Annotated in this window: 13 protein-coding genes and 1 pseudogene; 3 read left to right on the top strand and 11 right to left on the bottom strand. The window is 71.1% G+C overall.

Annotated elements, in window-relative coordinates; genetic code table 11:
* Positions 1-123: 123 nt before the first annotated feature.
* Positions 124-876, bottom strand: a complete 753-nt coding sequence (locus ABEA81_RS41700) for an oxidoreductase (RefSeq protein ID WP_345613493.1) — start codon at positions 874-876, stop codon at positions 124-126.
* A 301-nt stretch (positions 877-1,177) separates the two neighbouring features.
* Between ABEA81_RS41700 and acs the strand changes: the two genes are divergently transcribed.
* The gene (acs, locus tag ABEA81_RS41695; protein WP_345613491.1) at positions 1,178-3,157 is read left to right on the top strand and encodes an acetate--CoA ligase; all 1,980 of its coding nucleotides are present in this window, start codon (positions 1,178-1,180) and stop codon (positions 3,155-3,157) included.
* Positions 3,158-3,216: 59 nt separating this feature from the next.
* Positions 3,217-4,941: an NAD(P)H-dependent oxidoreductase subunit E gene (locus tag ABEA81_RS41690; RefSeq protein ID WP_345613489.1), complete on the top strand. Its 1,725-nt coding sequence runs from the start codon at positions 3,217-3,219 to the stop codon at positions 4,939-4,941.
* A 123-nt stretch (positions 4,942-5,064) separates the two neighbouring features.
* On the opposite strand, the gene ABEA81_RS41685 is transcribed toward ABEA81_RS41690, so the two are convergent.
* The 5 genes from ABEA81_RS41685 to frc all read right to left on the bottom strand — a co-directional run bounded on the left by ABEA81_RS41685 (position 5,065) and on the right by frc (position 12,032).
* Positions 5,065-6,201 (bottom strand): calcium:cation antiporter, encoded by a 1,137-nt coding sequence (locus tag ABEA81_RS41685; protein WP_345613487.1) that lies wholly within the window; start codon positions 6,199-6,201, stop codon positions 5,065-5,067.
* A 190-nt stretch (positions 6,202-6,391) separates the two neighbouring features.
* A complete protein-coding gene (locus ABEA81_RS41680; RefSeq protein ID WP_345613485.1) occupies positions 6,392-6,964 on the bottom strand; it encodes a hypothetical protein in 573 nt (190 codons plus the stop codon).
* Between the two features lie 7 nt (positions 6,965-6,971).
* Complete coding sequence (locus ABEA81_RS41675; protein ID WP_345613483.1) at positions 6,972-8,378, bottom strand: Nramp family divalent metal transporter; 1,407 nt, start codon at positions 8,376-8,378, stop codon at positions 6,972-6,974.
* Between the two features lie 274 nt (positions 8,379-8,652).
* Positions 8,653-10,803, bottom strand: a complete 2,151-nt coding sequence (locus tag ABEA81_RS41670; protein WP_345613481.1) for an acetate--CoA ligase family protein — start codon at positions 10,801-10,803, stop codon at positions 8,653-8,655.
* A 2-nt stretch (positions 10,804-10,805) separates the two neighbouring features.
* Complete coding sequence (frc, locus tag ABEA81_RS41665; protein ID WP_345613479.1) at positions 10,806-12,032, bottom strand: formyl-CoA transferase; 1,227 nt, start codon at positions 12,030-12,032, stop codon at positions 10,806-10,808.
* A 410-nt stretch (positions 12,033-12,442) separates the two neighbouring features.
* Between frc and ABEA81_RS41660 the strand changes: the two genes are divergently transcribed.
* Positions 12,443-13,420, top strand: a complete 978-nt coding sequence (locus ABEA81_RS41660) for a 2-dehydropantoate 2-reductase (protein ID WP_345613477.1) — start codon at positions 12,443-12,445, stop codon at positions 13,418-13,420.
* Between the two features lie 47 nt (positions 13,421-13,467).
* On the opposite strand, the gene ABEA81_RS41655 is transcribed toward ABEA81_RS41660, so the two are convergent.
* The 5 genes and pseudogenes from ABEA81_RS41655 to ABEA81_RS41635 form a co-directional block, all read right to left on the bottom strand.
* Positions 13,468-15,435, bottom strand: a complete 1,968-nt coding sequence (locus tag ABEA81_RS41655) for an APC family permease (RefSeq protein ID WP_345613475.1) — start codon at positions 15,433-15,435, stop codon at positions 13,468-13,470.
* A 112-nt stretch (positions 15,436-15,547) separates the two neighbouring features.
* Positions 15,548-17,245 carry a glyoxylate carboligase gene (gene gcl / locus ABEA81_RS41650; protein WP_345613474.1) on the bottom strand — a complete coding sequence of 566 codons (1,698 nt, stop codon included), beginning with the start codon at positions 17,243-17,245 and terminating at the stop codon, positions 15,548-15,550.
* 14 nt (positions 17,246-17,259) lie between these two features.
* Positions 17,260-18,141 carry a 2-hydroxy-3-oxopropionate reductase gene (locus ABEA81_RS41645; protein WP_345613472.1) on the bottom strand — a complete coding sequence of 294 codons (882 nt, stop codon included), beginning with the start codon at positions 18,139-18,141 and terminating at the stop codon, positions 17,260-17,262.
* Positions 18,138-18,983 carry a hydroxypyruvate isomerase family protein gene (locus ABEA81_RS41640; protein WP_345613470.1) on the bottom strand — a complete coding sequence of 282 codons (846 nt, stop codon included), beginning with the start codon at positions 18,981-18,983 and terminating at the stop codon, positions 18,138-18,140. Before ABEA81_RS41640 ends, ABEA81_RS41645 begins: the two co-directional genes overlap by 4 nt.
* Positions 18,980-19,281, bottom strand: a pseudogene (locus ABEA81_RS41635) (hypothetical protein); the annotation flags it as partial. The pseudogene ABEA81_RS41635 and the gene ABEA81_RS41640, both read right to left, overlap by 4 nt.

The raw sequence follows: 19,281 nt of genomic DNA, 5'->3' as shown, positions 1-19,281 counted from the left end.
TCCAGGTTCTCGCTGCGTGTGCCGGGCGGCGGCCCTCGTACCGGGCGTACTCGGGACGTCGGCCGGTGCGCGCAGCGTGGGGCTGGGCCGCCGAATTATTCGGCGGACTTCCGGCGGGGGGCACTAGTGTCCCGAGGCGCGGGCGTCGGCGATCGACGTTCCCTCCCGCGCCCCCGCCTCCCATTGCGCGCAGCAGTGCAGCAGCCATTGCCGTACGCCCTCACCGCTGCCCGCGGCGAACCCGGCGGCCGCGGCGCGGTACTGCGCGGCATGGCGCAGGTGCCCGACCTCCGGTACGGCGAGCCCCTTCGGGTCCAGACCAGCGGCCACCGCGGCGAGCCGGGCCGCGGCGCGCGCCACCACCCCGTTCCCGGCCGCGAAGGGCCGGAGCGCGAGCAGTTCGCCGTGCACCACCGCCACGAGCACCGGAGCCGGCACGCGCGTGCCCCCCGTGACGAGGTCGGCGAGGACGCCGAGCCGGGCGGCCAGCTCGTCGACGGGCCGCGGCCTGCCCAGCTCCGCCTCGTGCCGGTCCACCGGCACGAGATCGGCCGCGGCCACGACGTGCAGCCGGGCCAGCGCCTGCAGCGGAGAGCTCCGCCAGGCGCCGAGCAGCCGCCCGCACTCCTCGGCCGCGCGGACGGCACCGGCGAGCACGGGGTCGGCCACGGTGTCACCCGCCGCGAGCGCGGCCCCGTCCAGTGCGGCGGACGCGCGCGCGGCGCGCAGGCTCGCCTCGGCCGCGCTCGCCGGCCATCCCCGCCGGTTGACCGGGTGGTTGTGCACGGTGACCAGGGCGTCCCGCGCCCGGCCCACGGCGTCCGGGACCCCCGGCAGGTCGAGTAGCGGGGCGAGTGGATCGGCGGTCACGGCCACGCACGCATGCTGTCACCTTCCGATCGGCCCGCGGGTCGTGGTGGCGGGCGACACGGGGTATGAGAGTGCATGTGTCGGGGCTCGCCACCGTCCGGCCCGTGCGCCGGACGGTCGTCCCGGCGACGGGCCACGGGTGCCGCAGGCCCGCCGCCGGTCGGCCGTCCGCCGACCGTCCGGCGAAACGGCCCGACCTGTCCGGACCGACGGTGCGCCCCGCCGGGCGGCGCACTAGCGTCCAACAGAAAGCATGTGTAGCCGGGCGCGGGCGCCCGGCGCGACGCCCAGGACCAGGAGGGCACTGATGGCCGAGGAACACGCCACGCTGAGCAACCTGTCCACCGAGAACCGGAGCTTCCCGCCGAGCGACGAGTTCGCCGCGCAGGCAAACGCCACGGCCGATTGGTACGACCGCGCAGACGCCGACCGCGAGGTGTTCTGGGCCGAGCAGGCCGAGCGGCTGCACTGGGAGCGGAAGTGGGAGCGGGTGCTCGACTGGGACGCCCCGTTCGCGAAGTGGTTCGTCGGCGGCAGGCTCAACGTGGCCTACAACTGCGTGGACCGGCACGTCGAGGCCGGGTACGGCGAGCAGGTGGCCTTCCACTGGGAGGGCGAGCCCGGCGACACCCGCACCATCACCTACGCCGACCTGCAGCGCGAGGTGTGCAAGACCACCAACGCGCTGATCGAGCTGGGCGTGGGCGAGGGCGACCGCGTGGCCATCCAGCTGCCGATGATCCCCGAGGCCGTGTTCTCGATGCTCGCGTGCGCGCGGCTGGGCGCGATGCACAGCGTCGTGTTCGGCGGGTTCTCACCGGGTGCCCTCAAGGCGCGCATCGAGGACGCCGAGGCCAAGCTGCTCATCACCTCCGACGGGCAGTACCGCCGCGGCAAGCCCGCGCCGATGAAGGCGAACACCGACGAGGCGACCGCCGAGACGCCCACGATCGAGCACGTGCTCGTCGTCAAGCGCACCGAGATCGACGTGCCGTGGACCGACGGCCGCGACATCTGGTGGCACGAGATCGTGGACAAGCAGTCGGAGGAGCACACGCCGGAGGCGTTCGACGCCGAGCAGCCGCTCTACATCCTCTACACCTCGGGCACCACGGGGAAGCCGAAGGGCATCCTGCACACCGCCGGGGGCTACCTCACCCAGTGCGCCTACACCCACAACGTCGTGTTCGACCACAAGCCGGGCGAGAGCGTCTACTGGTGCACCGCCGACATCGGCTGGGTCACCGGGCACAGCTACATCGTCTACGGGCCCCTCGCCAACCGGGCGACGTCGGTGATGTACGAGGGCACCCCGAACACGCCGCACGAGGGCCGGCACTGGGAGATCATCCAGAAGTACGGCGTCTCGATCTACTACACCGCGCCCACGCTGATCCGGACGTTCATGAAGTGGGGCACCGACATCCCGGCGAAGTACGACCTGTCGTCGCTGCGGGTGCTCGGCAGCGTCGGCGAGCCGATCAACCCCGAGGCCTGGATGTGGTACCGGGAGAACATCGGCGGCAACAACTGCCCGATCGTCGACACCTGGTGGCAGACCGAGACCGGCGCGATCATGATCTCTCCGCTGCCCGGTGTCACGGCGGCGAAGCCGGGTTCCGCGATGCGCCCGCTGCCGGGGATCAGCGCAGAGATCGTGAACGACGCGGGCGAGCCGGTCGGGCACGGCAACGGCGGCTACCTCGTGCTGGACGAGCCATGGCCGTCGATGCTGCGCGGCATCTGGGGCGACGAGGAGCGCTACCGCGAGACGTACTGGTCGCGGTTCGCCGAGCAGGGCTACTACTTCGCCGGTGACGGGGCCAAGTACGACGACGACGGCGCGTTCTGGCTGCTCGGCCGGGTGGACGACGTGATGAACGTGTCCGGGCACCGCATCTCCACGACCGAGGTCGAGTCGGCGCTGGTGAGCCACCCGACGGTGGCCGAGGCGGCCGTGGTCGGCGCGTCCGACGCCACCACCGGGCAAGGCATCGTCGCGTTCGTGATCATGCGCGGTAACGTCGCCCAGGACGAGGCGAAGGGCGCCGACGCCATCAAGGCCCTGCGCGACCACGTCTCCAAGGAGATCGGCCCGATCGCGAAGCCGCGCCAGATCATGGTCGTCGACGAGCTGCCGAAGACCCGCTCCGGCAAGATCATGCGCCGGCTGCTGCGCGACGTGGCGGAGAACCGCGAGATCGGTGACGTCACCACGCTGGCCGACTCGTCGGTGATGGACATGATCTCCGCGGGCCTGCAGGACAGCAGCAGGTCCGAGGACTGAACCACGCCGTCGGTATACGGTAGACGGGCAGTGCAGCTCGACGTGATCGGAGCCATGCGATGACAGCGGCGAAGGTGCCGGGTGTCGAGGCGCGCGCCGGGAAGTTCCCGGGGCCGAGCCTGATCCCGGAGCTGAACGCGATCCAGGCGCGGCTGGGGTGGCTGCCGCGCGAGGAGCTCGTGACGTTGGCGCGCGAGCTGCGCCGCCCGCTCTACGAGATCGAGGGACTCATCTCGTTCTACCCGCACTTCCGCACCGACCCGCCGGCCAAGGTCGCCGTGCACGGCTGCCACGACCTCACCTGCTGGCTGGCCGGCGCCGACGCGAAGCTGGCGGACGTGGCGGCCGGGCTGGACGGGGACGCGGACGTCGAGTTCACCGAGGTGTCCTGCCTCGGTCGCTGTGACATCGCGCCCGCCGTCGCGGTCAACGAGCACCCGGCCGCGCTGGAGGACACGGACGCGCTCGTGGCCGCTGCCCGCGCCGACGATCTCGGCGAGGCCGAGCCCACCCCGTCGGGGCGGGCGCAGCCGTGGCCCAACGACCCGTACGCGCCGGGGGAGGAGCGCTACCGGGTGCTCCGCTCGGTGCTCACCGGCGAGCGGACCGCACAGGAGGTGATCGCGGCCGTCACCGACTCCGGGCTGCGCGGGATGGGCGGTGCGGGCTTCCCGACCGGCCGCAAGTGGCAGCTCGTCGCCGACCAGCCCGCCGGCCTCAAGTACGCCGTCTGCAACGCCGACGAGTCCGAGCCCGGCACCTTCAAGGACCGGCAGATCCTCGCCGACGAGCCCCACCTGGTGCTGGAGGGGCTGCTCCTCGGCATGGTCTGCACCGGGGCCGAGCAGGGGTACGTGTTCATCCGCCACGAGTACGGGCCGGAGGAGCGCGTGCTGCGGGCGGAGATCGAGGCCGTCCGTGCGGCAGGCCTGCTCGGCACCGACGTGCTGGGCAGCGGCCGCACGCTGCAGCTGGACATCTTCACCTCGCCCGGTGGCTACATCCTCGGCGAGGAGTCGGCATTGATCGAGGCGATGGAGGGCCATCGCGGCGAACCCCGCAACAAGCCCCCGTTCCCGGGCGTGCACGGGCTGTGGGGACGGCCCACGTTGATGAACTCGGTGGAGACGTTCGCCGACGTGCCGGTCATCGTCGAGCGGGGCGCGCAGTGGTGGCGCGACCAGGGCGTCGGCGAGTCGGTGGGCTGGAAGTTCTTCGCGGTGTCCGGGCACGTCGAGCGGCCCGGGGTCTACTGCGTGCCGATGGGTACCACCGCCCGCGCGCTCCTGGACGAGGCCGGGGGCATGGCCGGGGGCGCCGCGCTGCAGGCCATCCAGCCCGGTGGCGCGTCGTCCAACTTCCTGGGGCCCGACCAGCTCGACGTCCCGCTCGACTTCGGGACGCTCGCCGACGCCGGGTCCATGCTCGGTTCGGGGGCGCTGGTCGCGATCGCCGAGGGCACCGACCTGCTGGCCGCGTCCACGAACGTCCTGCGCTTCTTCCGCAACGAGTCGTGCGGCAAGTGCGTGCCGTGCAGGGTCGGGTCCACGAAGGCGCACACGCTGCTCACGGAGGCGATCGACAGCGGCGGCCTCGACGATGCCGGCCGCGAGCGGATCCTCGAGCTCGAGATGGTGATGCGCAAGACGTCGATCTGCGGGCTCGGCCAGGTGGCCCTCGGCCCGGTGGTGAGCGTGCTCGGCATGCAGCGTGGCGCCACGACGGTGCGGCAGCATCCCAAGAACGACGACCCCGAGGTGGACGACAAGACACCCCGCGCCTGATCCCGCCGGCGTGACCGAGCCGCTCCACCGGACCTGGGAGAAGGCCTCCAACGGCTCCGCACACGCGAGCGCCCGCCCTGGCGAGGGCGGGCGCTCGGGTACGTCGGTCGGTTGCCTGCCCGGCTACCCCACGGCGAAGAAGAAGGCCGCGACGACGCCGGCGTAGGCCGTGCAGAGCGCGATGCCGTGCCCGCGGGTGGTCCGGCCGCCCATGAACAGCAATGCCGGCAGGAGCGTCGCAACGGCCATGCCGATGAACTCGACGGGGGTGAAGACGAGCGGCAGCGGGCTGATCACCAGCGACAGCAGCACGACCGCGGGGATCAGGCCGGTGGCCACCTGCGCGGCGGACTGCAACCCGATCTCCGCGGCGAGCAGGACGTTGCCCCGGGCCGCGATCACCACGGCGCCGCCGTGTTCGGCGGCATTGCCCGCGATGGCGACGATGACCGCAGCGACGAACATGTCGGAGAGCCCCGCCGCCGCGCCGAACTCCTCGATGGAGCTGGTGAGCACCTCCGAGACGGCGACCGTGGCGACGGTCGCGAGCCCCAGCGTGACCACCGCTCTGGGCAGCGACCACTCCGGGTCGCCCTCCGTGCCCTCCTCACGATGTCTACGGCGTTCCTGCAGCACCGAGCGGACGGTCACCGCGCAGTAGGTGGCGAACAGCACGACGGCCACCGCGATCGCGATCCCGTTGGTGCCCGACGCGCTAGGGTCGATCGGCCCGGTCACCCCGGACGAGACCCCGAACAGGACGATGGCCAGCGCCACCATCCCCACCGCGCTGTACGCGCTGCGGCGCCCGATGCGTCCCCGGCCCCCGGCGACGAGCGAGCAGCCGAGCACGAGCAGGAGGTTGCCGATCACGCTGCCGACCAGCGAGGCGCGCACGACCTCGTACAGGCCGCTGCTCACCGCGAACAAGGAGATGATGAGTTCCGGCGCGTTGCCGAACGTCGCGTTGAGCAGGCCGGCGATGGCGGGTCCCGTGTACTCCCCTACCTGCTCGGTGGCCTCGCCGATGATCCAGGCGAGGGGGATCAGCGCCAGCACCGAGAGCAGGAACAGCGAGACGTCGTCCATCTCGAGGAGCCGGGCGACGACGGCCACCGGCACCAGGATGAGGGAGGCCCACAGGAGCGTGCGGCCGCGGAGCACACGCTGCTGCAGGAACTGGGAGAGCCGAGAGGACGAGCCGGGCGGCGCCTTCGCACCCGACGCGGTGCGGACCCCGCTGTCCAATTCCTGTGACACGATCACTGATCCAATCCCGCAGCGTCCTGCGCCCACCTGGGCAGGCAAGGGCCACCGGAACGGCGGACCTTCCTACCGACGGTAGGCCTCGACAGGCGCTGCGTCTCGATTATGTGGTCCGTCGAACCCGCCGGCCCCGTCGCGGCGGAGCCTGCCGGTGAGGGCATCGGCTCCGCCGCGACGTCGAGAGCTACGAGGACCGTGACTGCCTCCCTCTGGCGGCCGCTCCGGTCGCCGCCGTGGGCCGGCGGCGAGCGCGCCTGCGCTCTCGCGCCTCCCAGAGCGCCGCTGCGTGCACCGCATAGCGGGCGTATACCCGCTCCGCGACCGGGTTGTGGTCCTTGATGCCGGCGAGCCACGCCGGCGTGAGCCGCTCGAACAGCCAGACGAAGCCGATCGCGAAGCCAGGGCTGATCAGCGCCTGGAACGCGAGGAACGTCGGGATGCTCTCCGGCGGTGTCGGGCTCCCGCCGAGCAGAACCGGGGTGATCGTCTCGTGCAGCAGCCGCGCGAACGGGAACCCCACCAGCCAGAGGACCGCCGCGGGGGTGAACACGCCCGGCCTGACCAGACCGAGCGCGACGACGGCCCCGTAGCCGCCACCGAGCAGTGCGAGCGGTATCCCGAGCGCGACGGCACCGGTCAGCGCCCAGCCGACGGGCTGGCCGACGAGCGCGGCCATCACGCCGACGACGGCACCGGCGAGCACCCCGATCACGGCGCCCGGGACCGCGGCCTCGGCGACCTGACGTACCTGGTTCATCGACATGTCAGCTCACGATCACTCCGAAGCGGACCAGACTGTAGAAGAGCATGCCCAGGTAGAAGAAGGCGCCGAAGCCGATGATGAGGTTCGTCCAGATCTTCGGCCGGATCGGCTTGGGCAGCAGCCTGTTGTTCACCAGCAGGAGCACGATGCAGTAGGCGCCCATGGCGAACGTGGACAGGAACGCGAGGATGTCCAGGATCGCCGCGGGGCCGTCGGCCGGGCCCCACAGCAGGATGCAGATCCCGAAGATGATCACACCCCAGAGGAACCCGGCGTACAGGTGGGCCATCCGGAACCGCTTCGCCCCCGGGATGAAGTGGTAGGTCATGTCCGCCTGCCCCCGGGCGAAGGAGTCGAACAGACCCAGCGTCGCGTTGAGACCGATCAGCGCGATGAACCCGAGGAACACGGTGCCGAGCGCGGGCATGCCGATCGAGCCGAACGAGTCGGACATCGCCTGCAGCGCGGCCGACCGGTCACCGTCGCGGAGCAGCGCCACGACGTCCGGGCTCTGCCGCGCCGCGGCCTGTGCCAGCACGGTGAACGAGATCGTGACCAGCATGGTGATACCCCAGAACAGCAGGATCGCGTCGAACGTGACCCAGCGCCGCCAGCCGCGCCACTTGGCCATCTCCTCGGGGTCGTCCGTGTCGAACATGAAGCCGCGGGAGGGCTGCTCCTCTTCCTCGCCCGCGCCCCGCAGACCGCGCAGCTGGGGGATGTGCGCGCCCATGCCCGCGCCGCTGTCGCGCAGGTGCAGCGTGTACCACATCTGCTGCATGCCGGACGGGCCGGCGAACGCGATCGAGCCGACGATCACCGGGAACCATTCCGCCGTGTTCGCCTCAGCCGGAATGTAACCGAACGCGAACATCCCGGTGATCGTGGTGGCGAGGTCGCCCCACGTGCCGACGAGCGAGGCGATCACGGCCGTGCCGAGCACCAGCACACCGATCAGGATCCCCAGCACGCTCTCGACGAGGTTGTAGACCACCTTGGCGAGCGTGAACAGCGTGCCGACGAACAGCATGCCGATGATCGCGGCCACCTGCCAGGGGATGCCGGTCGCCTGTTCGAAGGCGCTCGCCCCGGCCGAGAGGTGTCCTGGCCAGATGTAGATCAGGATCGCGATCGTGAAGAAGAACCACATGATCGGTTTGAAGATGCGCGCCGCGCCGGTGAAGATGCTCTCCCCGGTCGCCATCGCGTAGCGCGCCATCTCGAGCAGGACGAACGCCTGCAGGGTGACGCCGATGAGGAACAGCCACCGGATCTCGGGCCCGAACAGCAGCACCAGCCGGGGCCACATGTAGGACTCGCCCATCCCCACACCGAGTGCGACGAGGAAGACCGTCGGGCCGATGAGGTGGACGGACGGTGGCGCCTCCGGGAGCTTCCGGATGGGCATCGGTTCGAGGCCGCCCGCCCGCCACACTCGTTCGCTGCCTGCTTGGGCAGCCGTGGCCGGCAGGCCGGCGTCAGGTTGCTTGGAAGTCGTCACTTCTGGGACCTCTCCGTTGGGATCTCCTGTGGTTTGACTGCCCGGGCCCTGCTCTGCCTCCTCGCCTGCGGTGGTCATGCGGTCGCCGGGCGACCCGGCAGGCTCCCCGGCGGGTGGGCGAGATCCCCGGGGAGCCGGCCGGGCCGACCGGTCCGAGCCGGTCAGCGCCGGCCTGGTTCTGTTAGATGTGCCCGGCGCTGCGGGCCCAGCGGTACTTCGCGCCCAGCACGGCCACCGGCTTCTCGGTGGTGTACGGGTAGGCGACGATCCCGTGGTCGTAGAGGTAGGTGCTCGCCTCCTCCACCTCGGTGTCCCCGGCGAGGGACGCCACGACCGGCTTCTCGATCCCCTTCTCCCGCGCCTCGGCCACGACGCGCGCGGTGAGCTCGGCGAAGACCATCGGCGGGGTGACGATCGTGTGCCAGTAGCCGAGGACCAGTGCGTGGATCCGGTCGTCCTCCAGGCCCAGCCGGATCGTGGCCTCGTAGGTCGACGGCGGCTCGCCCCCGGTGATGTCGATCGGGTTGCCCGCGGCGCCGAACGGTGGGATGAACTTGCGGAACGCCTCGTCGAGGTCCGGCGGGATCTCCATCAGCGACATGCCGTTGTCGACGATGGCGTCGGACAGCAGCACGCCGGATCCGCCCGCGCCGGTGATGATGACGACGTTCTCGCCCTTCGGCGTGGGCAGCACCGGGATGCCGCGGGCGAACTCGAGCATGTCGTTCAGCGAGTACGCCCGCACGACCCCGGACTGGCGCAGGATGTCGTCGTAGACCTTGTCGTCGCCGGCCAGCGCGCCCGTGTGCGAGCCCGCGGCCCGGGCGCCCATAGCGGTGCGGCCGGCCTTCAGCACGACCACCGGCTTCTTCTTGGTGATCCGCTGCGCCGCGTCGACGAACGCCCGGCCGTCCTTGAGGTCCTCGAGGTGCATCGCGACGACGTTGGTGTCGTCGTCCTGCTCGAAGTAGGTGAGCAGGTCGTCCTCGTCGAGGTCGGACTTGTTGCCCAGGCCGACGATGGCCGAGACACCCGTCTTCGTGGTGCGGGCGAACCCGAGGATCGCCATCCCGATGCCGCCGGACTGCGACGTCAGCGCGACGCCGCCCTTGACGTCGTACGGGGTGCAGAACGTCGCGCAGAGGTTCTGCGGCGTGTAGTAGTAGCCGTAGATGTTCGGTCCGAGCAGGCGCACGCCCAGCTCCCGGCCGATCTTCACGATCTCGTCCTGCAGCTCGTGGTTGCCGGTCTCGGCGAACCCGGAGGGGATCAGCACCGCGGCCGGGACGTTCTTCTCGCCGACCTCGCGCAGTGCCTGCGGCACGAACTTGGCCGGCACGGCGAACACCGCCACGTCCACGTCGCCGGGGACGTCGCCGATGCTCTTGTAGGCCTTCTTCCCGAGGATCTCGTCGGCCTTCGGGTTGATCGGGTAGATCTCGCCGGCGTAACCCCCGTTGATGAGGTTCTTCATCACGGAGTTGCCGATCTTGCCGTTCTCGGACGACGCCCCGATGACGGCCACCGCGCTCGGCCGCATCAACCGGTTCATCGTCGCCAGGATCTCCTCCTGGCTGTACTGCACCGGCTGGGCGGGCTCCTCGGCGTCCAGCAGGATTCGGACATCGGCGGCGGATGCACCGTCGGGACGGGCGAACACCGGGTTCAGGTCGAACTCGCGGATCCGCGGGAAGTCGGTGACCAGGTCGGAGAGCCGCTTGATGATGTCGGCGAGCGCGCCGGCGTCGGCGGGCTCCGCCCCGCGGGCACCCTTGAGGACCTCGGCGGCCTTGATGTCGTCGATCATCCCGCGGGCGGTGCCGGCGTCGACCGGTGCGAGCCGGAACGTCACGTCCTTGAGCACCTCGACCAGCACGCCGCCGAGGCCGAAGAGCACGACCTTGCCGAACGTGGGGTCCGTGGTGGACCCGATGATCACTTCCTGGCCGCCGCGGAGCAGCTGCTGCACCTGCACGCCGTCGATGGCGGCGTCGGACTTGTAGGCCTTGGCGTTGGCGACGATCTCGTCGAACGCGGCGCTGACCTCCGCGTCCCCGGAGACACCGACCTTGACCCCACCGGCCTCGGTCTTGTGCAGGATGTCCGGCGACACGATCTTCAGCACGACCTCGCCGCCCAGCTCGGCGGCGAGGCGTACCGCGTCGTCCGCCGTGCTGGCCAGGCCCTCGCCCGGCGTCGGGATGCCGTACGCCTCGCAGACGCGGCGGCCTTCCGGGGCGGTGAGCGAGTCCCGCCCCTCGGCCAGCGCCTTGTCGAGGACGTCGCGTACGGCCTCCTTGTCGTACCCGGAAGCGGCGTACTCGGCTCCCATCGTCAGATCACTCCGTTCGTCTTGAGCTCGGCGAGGCGCTGCGGGTCGACGCCCAGCTCGCGCACGTACACGTCCTCGTTGTGCTGGCCGAGCAGCGGCGAGGTCTCGACCTTCACCGGGGAGTCGGACAGCTTGATCGGGCAGCCGACGGTCTTGAACGCGCCGCGCTCGGGGTGGTCGACGGTGACGATCATGTTGTTGTCGACCAGCGAAGCGTCCTCGATCAGCTCCTTGGTGGACAGGATCGGGCCGCACGGCACGTTCAGGGCGTTCAGCTCGGCGAGCGCGTCCCACTTCGAGAGCCGGGACGACCACTCCTCGATGAGCTGGAACATCTTGTCGAGCTTCGGCAGCCGGGCCTCCGGCGTGGCCCACTCGGGGTCGTCGGCGAGCTCGGGCCTGCCGATGAGCTTCGCGATCGGGGCCCAGCCCGGCGGCTGCACGATCACGTAGATGTAGTCGTTGGGGCCGCCGGGGGCGCACTTGACCGCCCAGCCCGGCTGGCCGCCACCGGATGCGTTGCCCGACCGCGGCACCTCGTCGGAGAACTGCTCGTTCGGGTACTCCGCGAGCGGGCCGTGGGTGAGGCGCTGCTGATCGCGCAGCTTCACCCGGCACAGGTTCAGCACCGCGTGCTGCATCGCCACCGTGACGCGCTGACCGCGCCCCGTGCTGGCCCGCTGCACGAGTGCCGCGAGGATTCCCGCGACGGTGTGGATGCCCGTGCCCGAGTCGCCGATCTGCGCGCCGGTGGCGGTCGGCGGACCGTCCTCGAAACCGGTGGTGCTCATCGAGCCGCCCATCGCCTGGGCCACCACTTCGTAGGCCTTGTAGTGCGTGTACGGGCCTTCCCCGAAACCCTTGATGGACGCGTAGACCAAGCCGGGGTTGAGCTCCTGCAGCCGATCCCACGTGAATCCCATGCGATCGACCGCGCCGGGCCCGAAATTCTCGACGAGAACGTCGGACTTCTTCACCAGCTCGATGAACAGCTGCTTGCCCTCCTCGCTCTTCATGTTGAGCGTGATGCTGCGCTTGTTGCAGTTCAGCATCGTGAAGTAGAGGCTGTCGACGCCGGGCAGGTCCCGCAGCTGCTGGCGGGTGATGTCCCCGGTGGGAGCCTCGAGCTTCACCACGTCGGCGCCGAGCCAGGCCAGGATCTGGGTGGCCGACGGGCCCGACTGGACGTGGGTCATGTCCAGGACGCGAATACCTTCGAGCGCACTCATCTACCGCCCCCGATCACTTGTACATGGTCTGGTTCATGGTGCCCGGGGCATATACGTCGGGATCGACCCACACGTTGATGAGTGAGGGCAGACCCGATTCCCGGGCGCGTTGCAGTGAACGCCCCGTCGCCGAAGAGCGCGACGACTTCCTCGCCCGGCCGGGCGTGCTTCGCGGCGGGTGGATCGGCGACCCCGGTGCTCGAGGCACGCCCGGGGATCGTCTGCGTCATTGGGAAGCATCTCCTCGTCGTCACCGCCGCGGAGCTCGACGGCCTGTCTACTGCATACGGTATGGCTGTCTTGGTACTCCACGGCTCGCCCGTTGTCCAGAGGAAGCAAGCCGAACCTTGACGGTTCGTAGACTCCATACTGCATACTGCATGCACAGTCACCGAGGACGGGAGCCCGACGTGAAGGTTGCTGTGCTGGGAGCGGGTGCGATCGGCGCGTACGTGGGAGCGAGCCTCAGCCGGGCGGGTGCGGATGTGCACCTCGTCGCCCGGGGGCCGCACCTCGCGGCGCTGCGAGAGCGGGGGGTGCAGGTGCGCAGTCCGCGGGGGGATTTCGCCGCCCACCCGAACGCCACGGACGATCCGGCCGAGATCGGTCCGGTCGACCACGTCTTCCTGGGGTTCAAGGCCAACGCCTACGCGGCGGCCGGCCCGATGGTCGCGCCGCTGCTGCACGAGCGCACTACCATCATCGCCGCGCAGAACGGCATTCCCTGGTGGTACTTCCACGAGCTGGCGGGCCCGTACGAGGGGCACCGGATCGAGAGCGTCGACCCGGGCGGCGCGGTCACCAGGGCCTTGCCGCTGCACCGCGCGCTCGGCTGCGTCGTCTACGCGGCCACCGAGATCGAGTCACCCGGCGTGGTCCGGCACCTCGAGGGCACCCGCTTCTCGATCGGCGAGCCCGACATGAGCATTTCCGCGCGCTGCACCGAGTTCGCGGACGCGATGGTGGCCGGCGGGCTGAAGTGCCCCGTGGAACGCGACCTGCGGTGCGACATCTGGATCAAGCTGATGGGCAACATCGCGTTCAACCCGCTCAGCGCCCTGACGCGCGCGACGATGGCAGGCATCTGCCGGCACGCGGGCACGCGCGCGCTCGTCGCGCAGATGATGGAGGAGACGCTGGAGGTGGCCCACCGCCTCGGCTGCCGACCCGAGATCTCGGTGGAGAAACGGCTCGCCGGCGCCGAGCGGACCGGAGAGCACAAGACCTCCACGTTGCAGGACCTGGAGCGCGGCCGCCCCATGGAGCTCGACGTGCTGCTCACGGCGGTCGTGGAGCTGGCGGACCTCACCGGTGCCGAGGTACCGACCCTCCGGGCCATCACCGCGGTGGCGGACCTGCTCAACCAACAGGTGGCCGCGGCCTCCTGAGGGGTGCCCGCCCGGAACGCGCAGGGAGGGCCGCGCGGGGAAGGGGCTCAACCTCCGACGTGCACCACCGGGCGGCGGCCCAGGTCCTTCTCGGCCTCGCGGAGGATCTCGCGCGTGACCGGGGCCGTCTCGCCCTGGCCGAGGAGGATGTAGCGAATCAGGTGCAGCAGCGGGTTGCCCTCCGACCACTGGAAGTGCAGGTGCGGGCGCTTGCCCGTCTCGTCGCGGATCGTCAGGGCGACCGCGGCCAGCGCGTTCGGGACGGCGGGGCTCTCGGTGCGCAGCACGCGGTAGCCCTCGACGTCCACCCCGCGCACCTGCAGGTCACGGGAGAACTCGGACGGGTCGCTCACCTCCACCTCGAGGAACACGATGGGGCATTCGTCGGGGATGGGGTTGAGGGTGCGCTGCTCGTGCTCCTTGTCGCGGTACTCGGCGAGGTCACCGGCCTGCCGCTTGTTCGCGATGATGTGCAGCTCGCCACGTTCGATGCAGGAGTCGATGTAGTGGCGGGCCGTGGCATCGAACCCGATCTCGCCGGCACGCAGCTCGGTGGTCCGCGTGATGCGGGAGAGGAACGAGACCACGATGATCCCGACGATGAACGCCGCCGAGATCACGATCCCGTCCGGCTTCTCGATGACGTTGTCCACGAGCGCGTAGGCGAAGACGAGGGTCACGGTGCCGAAGCCGGCGACGGCGAGCGGTCGCCGCTTGCGCCGTGCCCAGACCGTCACGGCGATCGCAGCCGACACCATCATCGCGAGGATCCCGGTGGCGTACGCGCCCGCCTGGGCGTCGACGTCGGCCCGGAACAGCACGGTGATGAGGATCGACACGGCCGTGTACACGAGCACGACCGGCCGGACCGCCCGCGCCCATTCCGGGGCCATCCCGTAGCCCGGGAGGTAGCGCGGCACGATGTTGATCAGCCCGGCCATCGCGGACGCCCCGGCGAACCAGAGGATGAGGATCGAGCTGATGTCGTAGACGGTGCCGAACGCGTCGCCGAGCAGCTCGTGGGCCACGTAGGCCAGTGCGCGCCCGTTCGCCGCGCCGCCCGGGGCGAACTGCTCGGGAGGAACGAGCACGGTGGTGATCAGGGTCGTCACGATCAGGTACCCGCTCATGATCACGGCAGCGACCGTGAGCAGCTTGCGGGTGTTGGCGATGCGCCCGCGCAGGTGCTCCTCGTCCGTCTCGCCGTCGGCCCGGACGAGCGGCATCATGCTGACGCCGGTCTCGAACCCGGACAGCCCCAGCACGAGGAGCGGGAACGCGAGCACCGCCGTCCACGCGGCGCTGCCGATCCCGCCGGAGGCGAGCAGGGCGTCGACCCAGCGCTCGAACGGCACCGGGTCGGCCACGAGGTCGACCGCTCCCGCCGCCACCACGATCGCGTTGAGCAGCAGGAACACCGCGACGAGCGGGATGGCCACCCCGACGGCCTCCCGGAACCCGGCGAGGAACAGCCCGCAGAGCACGAGCAGCAGCACGACCGTGATCGCGATCTGCTGGTCGCTGAGCCACCCCGGGAGGAACGGGTTCTCGACGGCGTGCGCGGTGGCGTCCGCCGAGGAGAGCGTGATCGTGATGATCCACGAGGTGGCGACGAAACCGAGCAGCGCGAGCACGAACAGCTTGCCGCTCCAGTACGGGAGCAGCCGCTCCAGCATCGCCACCGAGCCCTGCCCGTGCGGGCTCTCGGCGGCGACGCGCCGGTACATGGGCAGCATCCCGCACAGGGTCAGCAGCACGATCAGCGCTGTCGCGAGCGGGGAGACGGTCCCGGCGGCGAGCGCGGCGATGCCGGGCAGGTAGCTCAGGGTGGAGAAGTAGTCCACGCCGGTGAGGCACATGACCTTCCACCACGCGTGGTCCTCGTGGTGGGTCGCCTTCGCCGCCGGCCCCGCCACGGACTCGACGCGGTGCTGGAGCAGCCAGTCCGCGAGCCTGGTGCGGCCGGGAGGACCGGCCGCACCGGACGACTCGGATGCCTCCTCCGTGGTACCCATCGGCGCCCTTCCCCTCCGCGTCCGGCTGCGTCACGTCAGCCTTTCCCGCGGTGGGCCGTTGCGCCACGCCGGCGTCCCGTTCGGGCGGAATGAGTTCGCCGGAACGGAGGGCTCAGTCGGACACGGGAACCAGGTCCGGCACCGGCTCGAACTCCGTGATGGCGTCGAGGGACGGGCCCATCGCCGCGTTGGCCTCCCGTTCCACCATGATCTCGACGAGTACGGGCAACTGCTGGGCCTCTGACTCGAGGGAGGCCCACGCGAGGGCGTCGGCGATCTCGTCCGGCTGCTCCACGCGCCGGGCCGGGCAGCCGAAGGCCTGCATGAGGGTGACGTGGTCGATGCCGCCCTCCCCGTAGTGCAGGTCGACCGCGTAGTTCATGTCGTAGCCGAGCTCGGCCTGCCGGATCAGGCCCAGGTACTCGTTGTTCACCATGACGATCACGAACGGGATGCGGTACTGCGCCGCGACCGCGATCTCCTCCATCAGGAACTGGAAGGAGTAGTCGCCGACGACGGCCACCACCTGCTTGTCCGGGAAGGCGCACTTCACGCCGATCGCGGCCGGGACCTCCCAGCCGAGCGGGCCCGCCTGCCCGCACACGAGGTAGTGCCGCGGTCGGAACGTCTGCTGGAACTGGCCGGACCAGATCTGGTACAGCCCGATCGCCGTGACGAACGTGGTGTCCGGCCCGAACCCCTGGTTCAGCTCCCGGTAGACGCGCGGCGGCTTGATCGGCTTGTCGTCGAAGTCGTCGCGGCGCAGCAGCGTGCCGCGCAGCCCGGCCACCCGCTCCACCCAGCGCCCCGGTGCGTGTGGGGGTGAGGCGTGGCGAGCGTGCTCGGCGAGCGCGGCGAGGGTGGGCTTGGCGTGGCCCACGATCCCGAGGTCCGGTTCGAAGACCTTGCCGATCTGCGTCGGCTCGATGTCGACGTGGACGAACCGGCGCCCGCGCCGGTAGGTCTCCAGGTCACCGGTGTGCCGGTCGCCGAAGCGGGCCCCGACGGCGAGCACGAGGTCGCTCTCCAGGAACGCCGCGTTGCCCCAGCGCGTCTGCGTCTGGATGCCGGCCATGCCGGCGAAGAGCGGGTGGTCCTCGGGAAACGCGCCCTTGCCCATCAGCGTGACCTGCACCGGCACCTGCAGGTGCTCGGCGAGCATCCGGAGCTCCTCGCACGCCTCCGCTCCGATGACACCGCCGCCGGCGAGGATGATCGGACGCTCGGCGTCGAGCAGCATCCGGACGGCCGCGGCGACGGGCTGCGGCCGCGGCAGCGGGACGTCGACGGGGAGCGGGGCGTCGAGGGCGGGGTCGTAGACGCAGGTGCCCTTCTGCACGTCGAGCGGCAGGTCGATGAGCACCGGCCCTGGCCGGCCGGAGCGGGCGATCCGGAACGCCTCGCGGAACACCCACGGCGCCTGCGCAGGCTCCTTGAGCTGCACCGCCCACTTCGTCACCGGTTTGGCGATCTCGACGATGTCGACCGCCTGGAACGCCTCCTGGTGCAGCTTCGCCCGGGGCGCCTGGCCGGTGATGCAGATCATCGGGATGGAGTCGGCCTGCGCCGTGTACAGCCCGGTGATCATGTTGGTACCGGCGGGGCCGGAGGTCCCGATCGACACCCCGACCTTGCCGGTGGCGCGGGCCCACCCGTCGGCGGCGTGCGTGCCGCCCTCCTCGTGCCGGACGGTGAGGTGGCGGATGCCGCTCTTCCGCAGCGCGGCGTACAGCGGCAGGATCGCGGCGCCCGGGATGCCGAAGACGGTGTCGACGCCCTCCGACTCGAGCACCGCGGCGACGGCTTCCATGCAGGGGATCCGGGTCATTGGGCAGCCTTTCCCGAGACGTTCTCCAGCACCTTCAGCAGCACCGAGTGGTCGAGCGAGCCGTGGCCCTGGGCGCGGGCGGCGGCGATGAGCTGGGCGGTGAGGCCGGTCATCGGGAGGGCGACGCCGGCCTCCCGCGCCGCGGCGATCGCGATGCCCATGTCCTTGTGGTGCAGGTCGATCCGGAAGCCGGGGGCGAACTCCCTCGCCACCATCGACTTCCGCTTGAGGTCGAGGATCCGGCTGCCGGCGAGCCCGCCCGCCAGCACGTCGAGCCCGGGGCCGGGATCCACGCCGGAGGCCTCCAACAGCACGATGGCCTCGGCGACCAGCGCGTAGATGCCTCCCACCACGAGCTGGTTGGCGGCCTTCACGGTCTGGCCCGCGCCGCTCGGCCCGACGTGCACGATCGTCGTGCCGAGCACCTCGAACACCGGCCGGGCCGCCTGGAACGCCTCGGCGTCGCCGCCCACCATGATCGACAGGACGCCGTCGATCGCGCCCTTCTCGCCACCGCTCACCGGTGCGTCGAGCGCGCGGACGCCGCGCGCCTTCGCCGCGGCGGCGACGGCCACCGAGGTGTCCGGCCGGATCGTGCTCATGTCGACCAGCAGCAGGCCGGGCTCCGCGTGCTCCAGCACCCCGCCCGGGCCGAGGACGACCTCCTCGACCTGCGGCGAGTCCGGCAGCATCGTGATCACGACGTCCGCCGCGCTCGCCGCGGCCACCGAGTCGACGTACTTGCCGCCCGCGGTGACGAGCCGCTCCGCGGCGGCCTGCCGGGTGTCGTGGCCGAGCACGGTGTGGCCTGCGGCGACCAGGTTGGCGGCCATCGGGCCGCCCATGATCCCCAGCCCGATGAACCCGATGGTGGTCACGCGATCTCCTCGACGGTCGCGGAACGGAGGTGGTGGGGGAGCCAGGCGAAGCTCTCGGCGCTCGGGCCGACCGGCTTGTACTCGAGCCCGACGTGGCCCTCGTAGCCGCTCGCGGCGAGCCGATCGAGCACGGCGTCCCAGTCGAGCTCGCCGGTGCCCGGCTGCCCGCGACCGGGCGGGTCGGCGATCTGGACGTGGCCGAACCGGTGGCCACGCAGCTCGACGAGGCGTTCGACGGGCTCGCCCATCCGCGCCAGGTGGTAGAGGTCGGCGAGGAAGCCCACGTTCGGCACGCCGTGCACGACCTTCAGGTAGTCGACGAGGTCGAGCGCCTTCTGCGACGAGGTGATCGGGTAGTGCGGGCTCTCGTAGCTGTTGAGCGCCTCGATCACGACCGTCGCCCCGGCGCGTTCCGCGGCCGCCGCGGCCATCACGAGGTTCTCCGTGGCGAGCTCCCGCTGCACCGGCACGGTCACGTCCGGGTCGCGGTTGCCGTACAGCGCGTTGAGGACGGTGCAGCCCAGCGAGGCGGCGAAGCCGACGGCCACGTCGACGTTGGCCCGGAACCGGGCGCTGTCCGACGGGCGGGAGAGCAGCCCGCGGTCGCCCGCGGCCATGTCGCCGGCGTCGAAGTTGAGCCCCACCAGGCGGACCCCGGCGTCGGTGATCGCGGTGCGCAGCGCGTCCAGGTCGTGGTCGGCGGGGGCAGGGTCGGGGAACGGCCACCAGAGCTCGATCGCGTCGAACCCCGCCGCGGCTGCGGCCGCGGGCCGCTGCAGCAGGGGCAGCTCGGTGAAGAGGATGGAGAGGTTGACGTCGTAGCGCAGCGGTGCGGGGGTCACGCGCGCCCTCCGGCCGTTGCAGCGAGGGGGCCGTGCTGCAGTTGCGCGAGCTGCTCCCGCATCAGCGCGGCGGTCTCGCTGGGTGTCTTGCCGACCTTGACGCCCGCGGCCTCCAGGGCGTCCTTCTTGGCCTGGGCGGTCCCGGCCGAGCCGGAGACGATCGCCCCGGCATGCCCCATGGTCTTGCCCTCCGGGGCGGTGAACCCCGCGACGTAACCGACGACCGGCTTGCTCACGTTGGCCTTGATGTAGTCCGCGGCCCGCTCCTCGGCGTCCCCGCCGATCTCACCGATCATCA

This window comes from Pseudonocardia adelaidensis (assembly GCF_039543345.1).
Taxonomy (GTDB): domain Bacteria; phylum Actinomycetota; class Actinomycetes; order Mycobacteriales; family Pseudonocardiaceae; genus Pseudonocardia; species Pseudonocardia adelaidensis.
The sequence above is the reverse complement of the archived record's forward strand: the minus strand, read 5'-3'. Positions and strand labels throughout refer to the sequence as shown.

Coding starts and splice junctions, on each gene's coding strand:
- frc (WP_345613479.1), bottom strand. CDS start 12,032: ATGAGTGCGCTCGAAGGTATTCGCGTCCTGGACATGACCCACGTCCAG.
- gcl (WP_345613474.1), bottom strand. CDS start 17,245: ATGGAAGCCGTCGCCGCGGTGCTCGAGTCGGAGGGCGTCGACACCGTC.
- ABEA81_RS41690 (WP_345613489.1), top strand. CDS start 3,217: ATGACAGCGGCGAAGGTGCCGGGTGTCGAGGCGCGCGCCGGGAAGTTC.
- ABEA81_RS41675 (WP_345613483.1), bottom strand. CDS start 8,378: ATGCCCATCCGGAAGCTCCCGGAGGCGCCACCGTCCGTCCACCTCATC.
- ABEA81_RS41655 (WP_345613475.1), bottom strand. CDS start 15,435: ATGGGTACCACGGAGGAGGCATCCGAGTCGTCCGGTGCGGCCGGTCCT.
- ABEA81_RS41670 (WP_345613481.1), bottom strand. CDS start 10,803: ATGGGAGCCGAGTACGCCGCTTCCGGGTACGACAAGGAGGCCGTACGC.
- ABEA81_RS41680 (WP_345613485.1), bottom strand. CDS start 6,964: ATGAACCAGGTACGTCAGGTCGCCGAGGCCGCGGTCCCGGGCGCCGTG.
- acs (WP_345613491.1), top strand. CDS start 1,178: ATGGCCGAGGAACACGCCACGCTGAGCAACCTGTCCACCGAGAACCGG.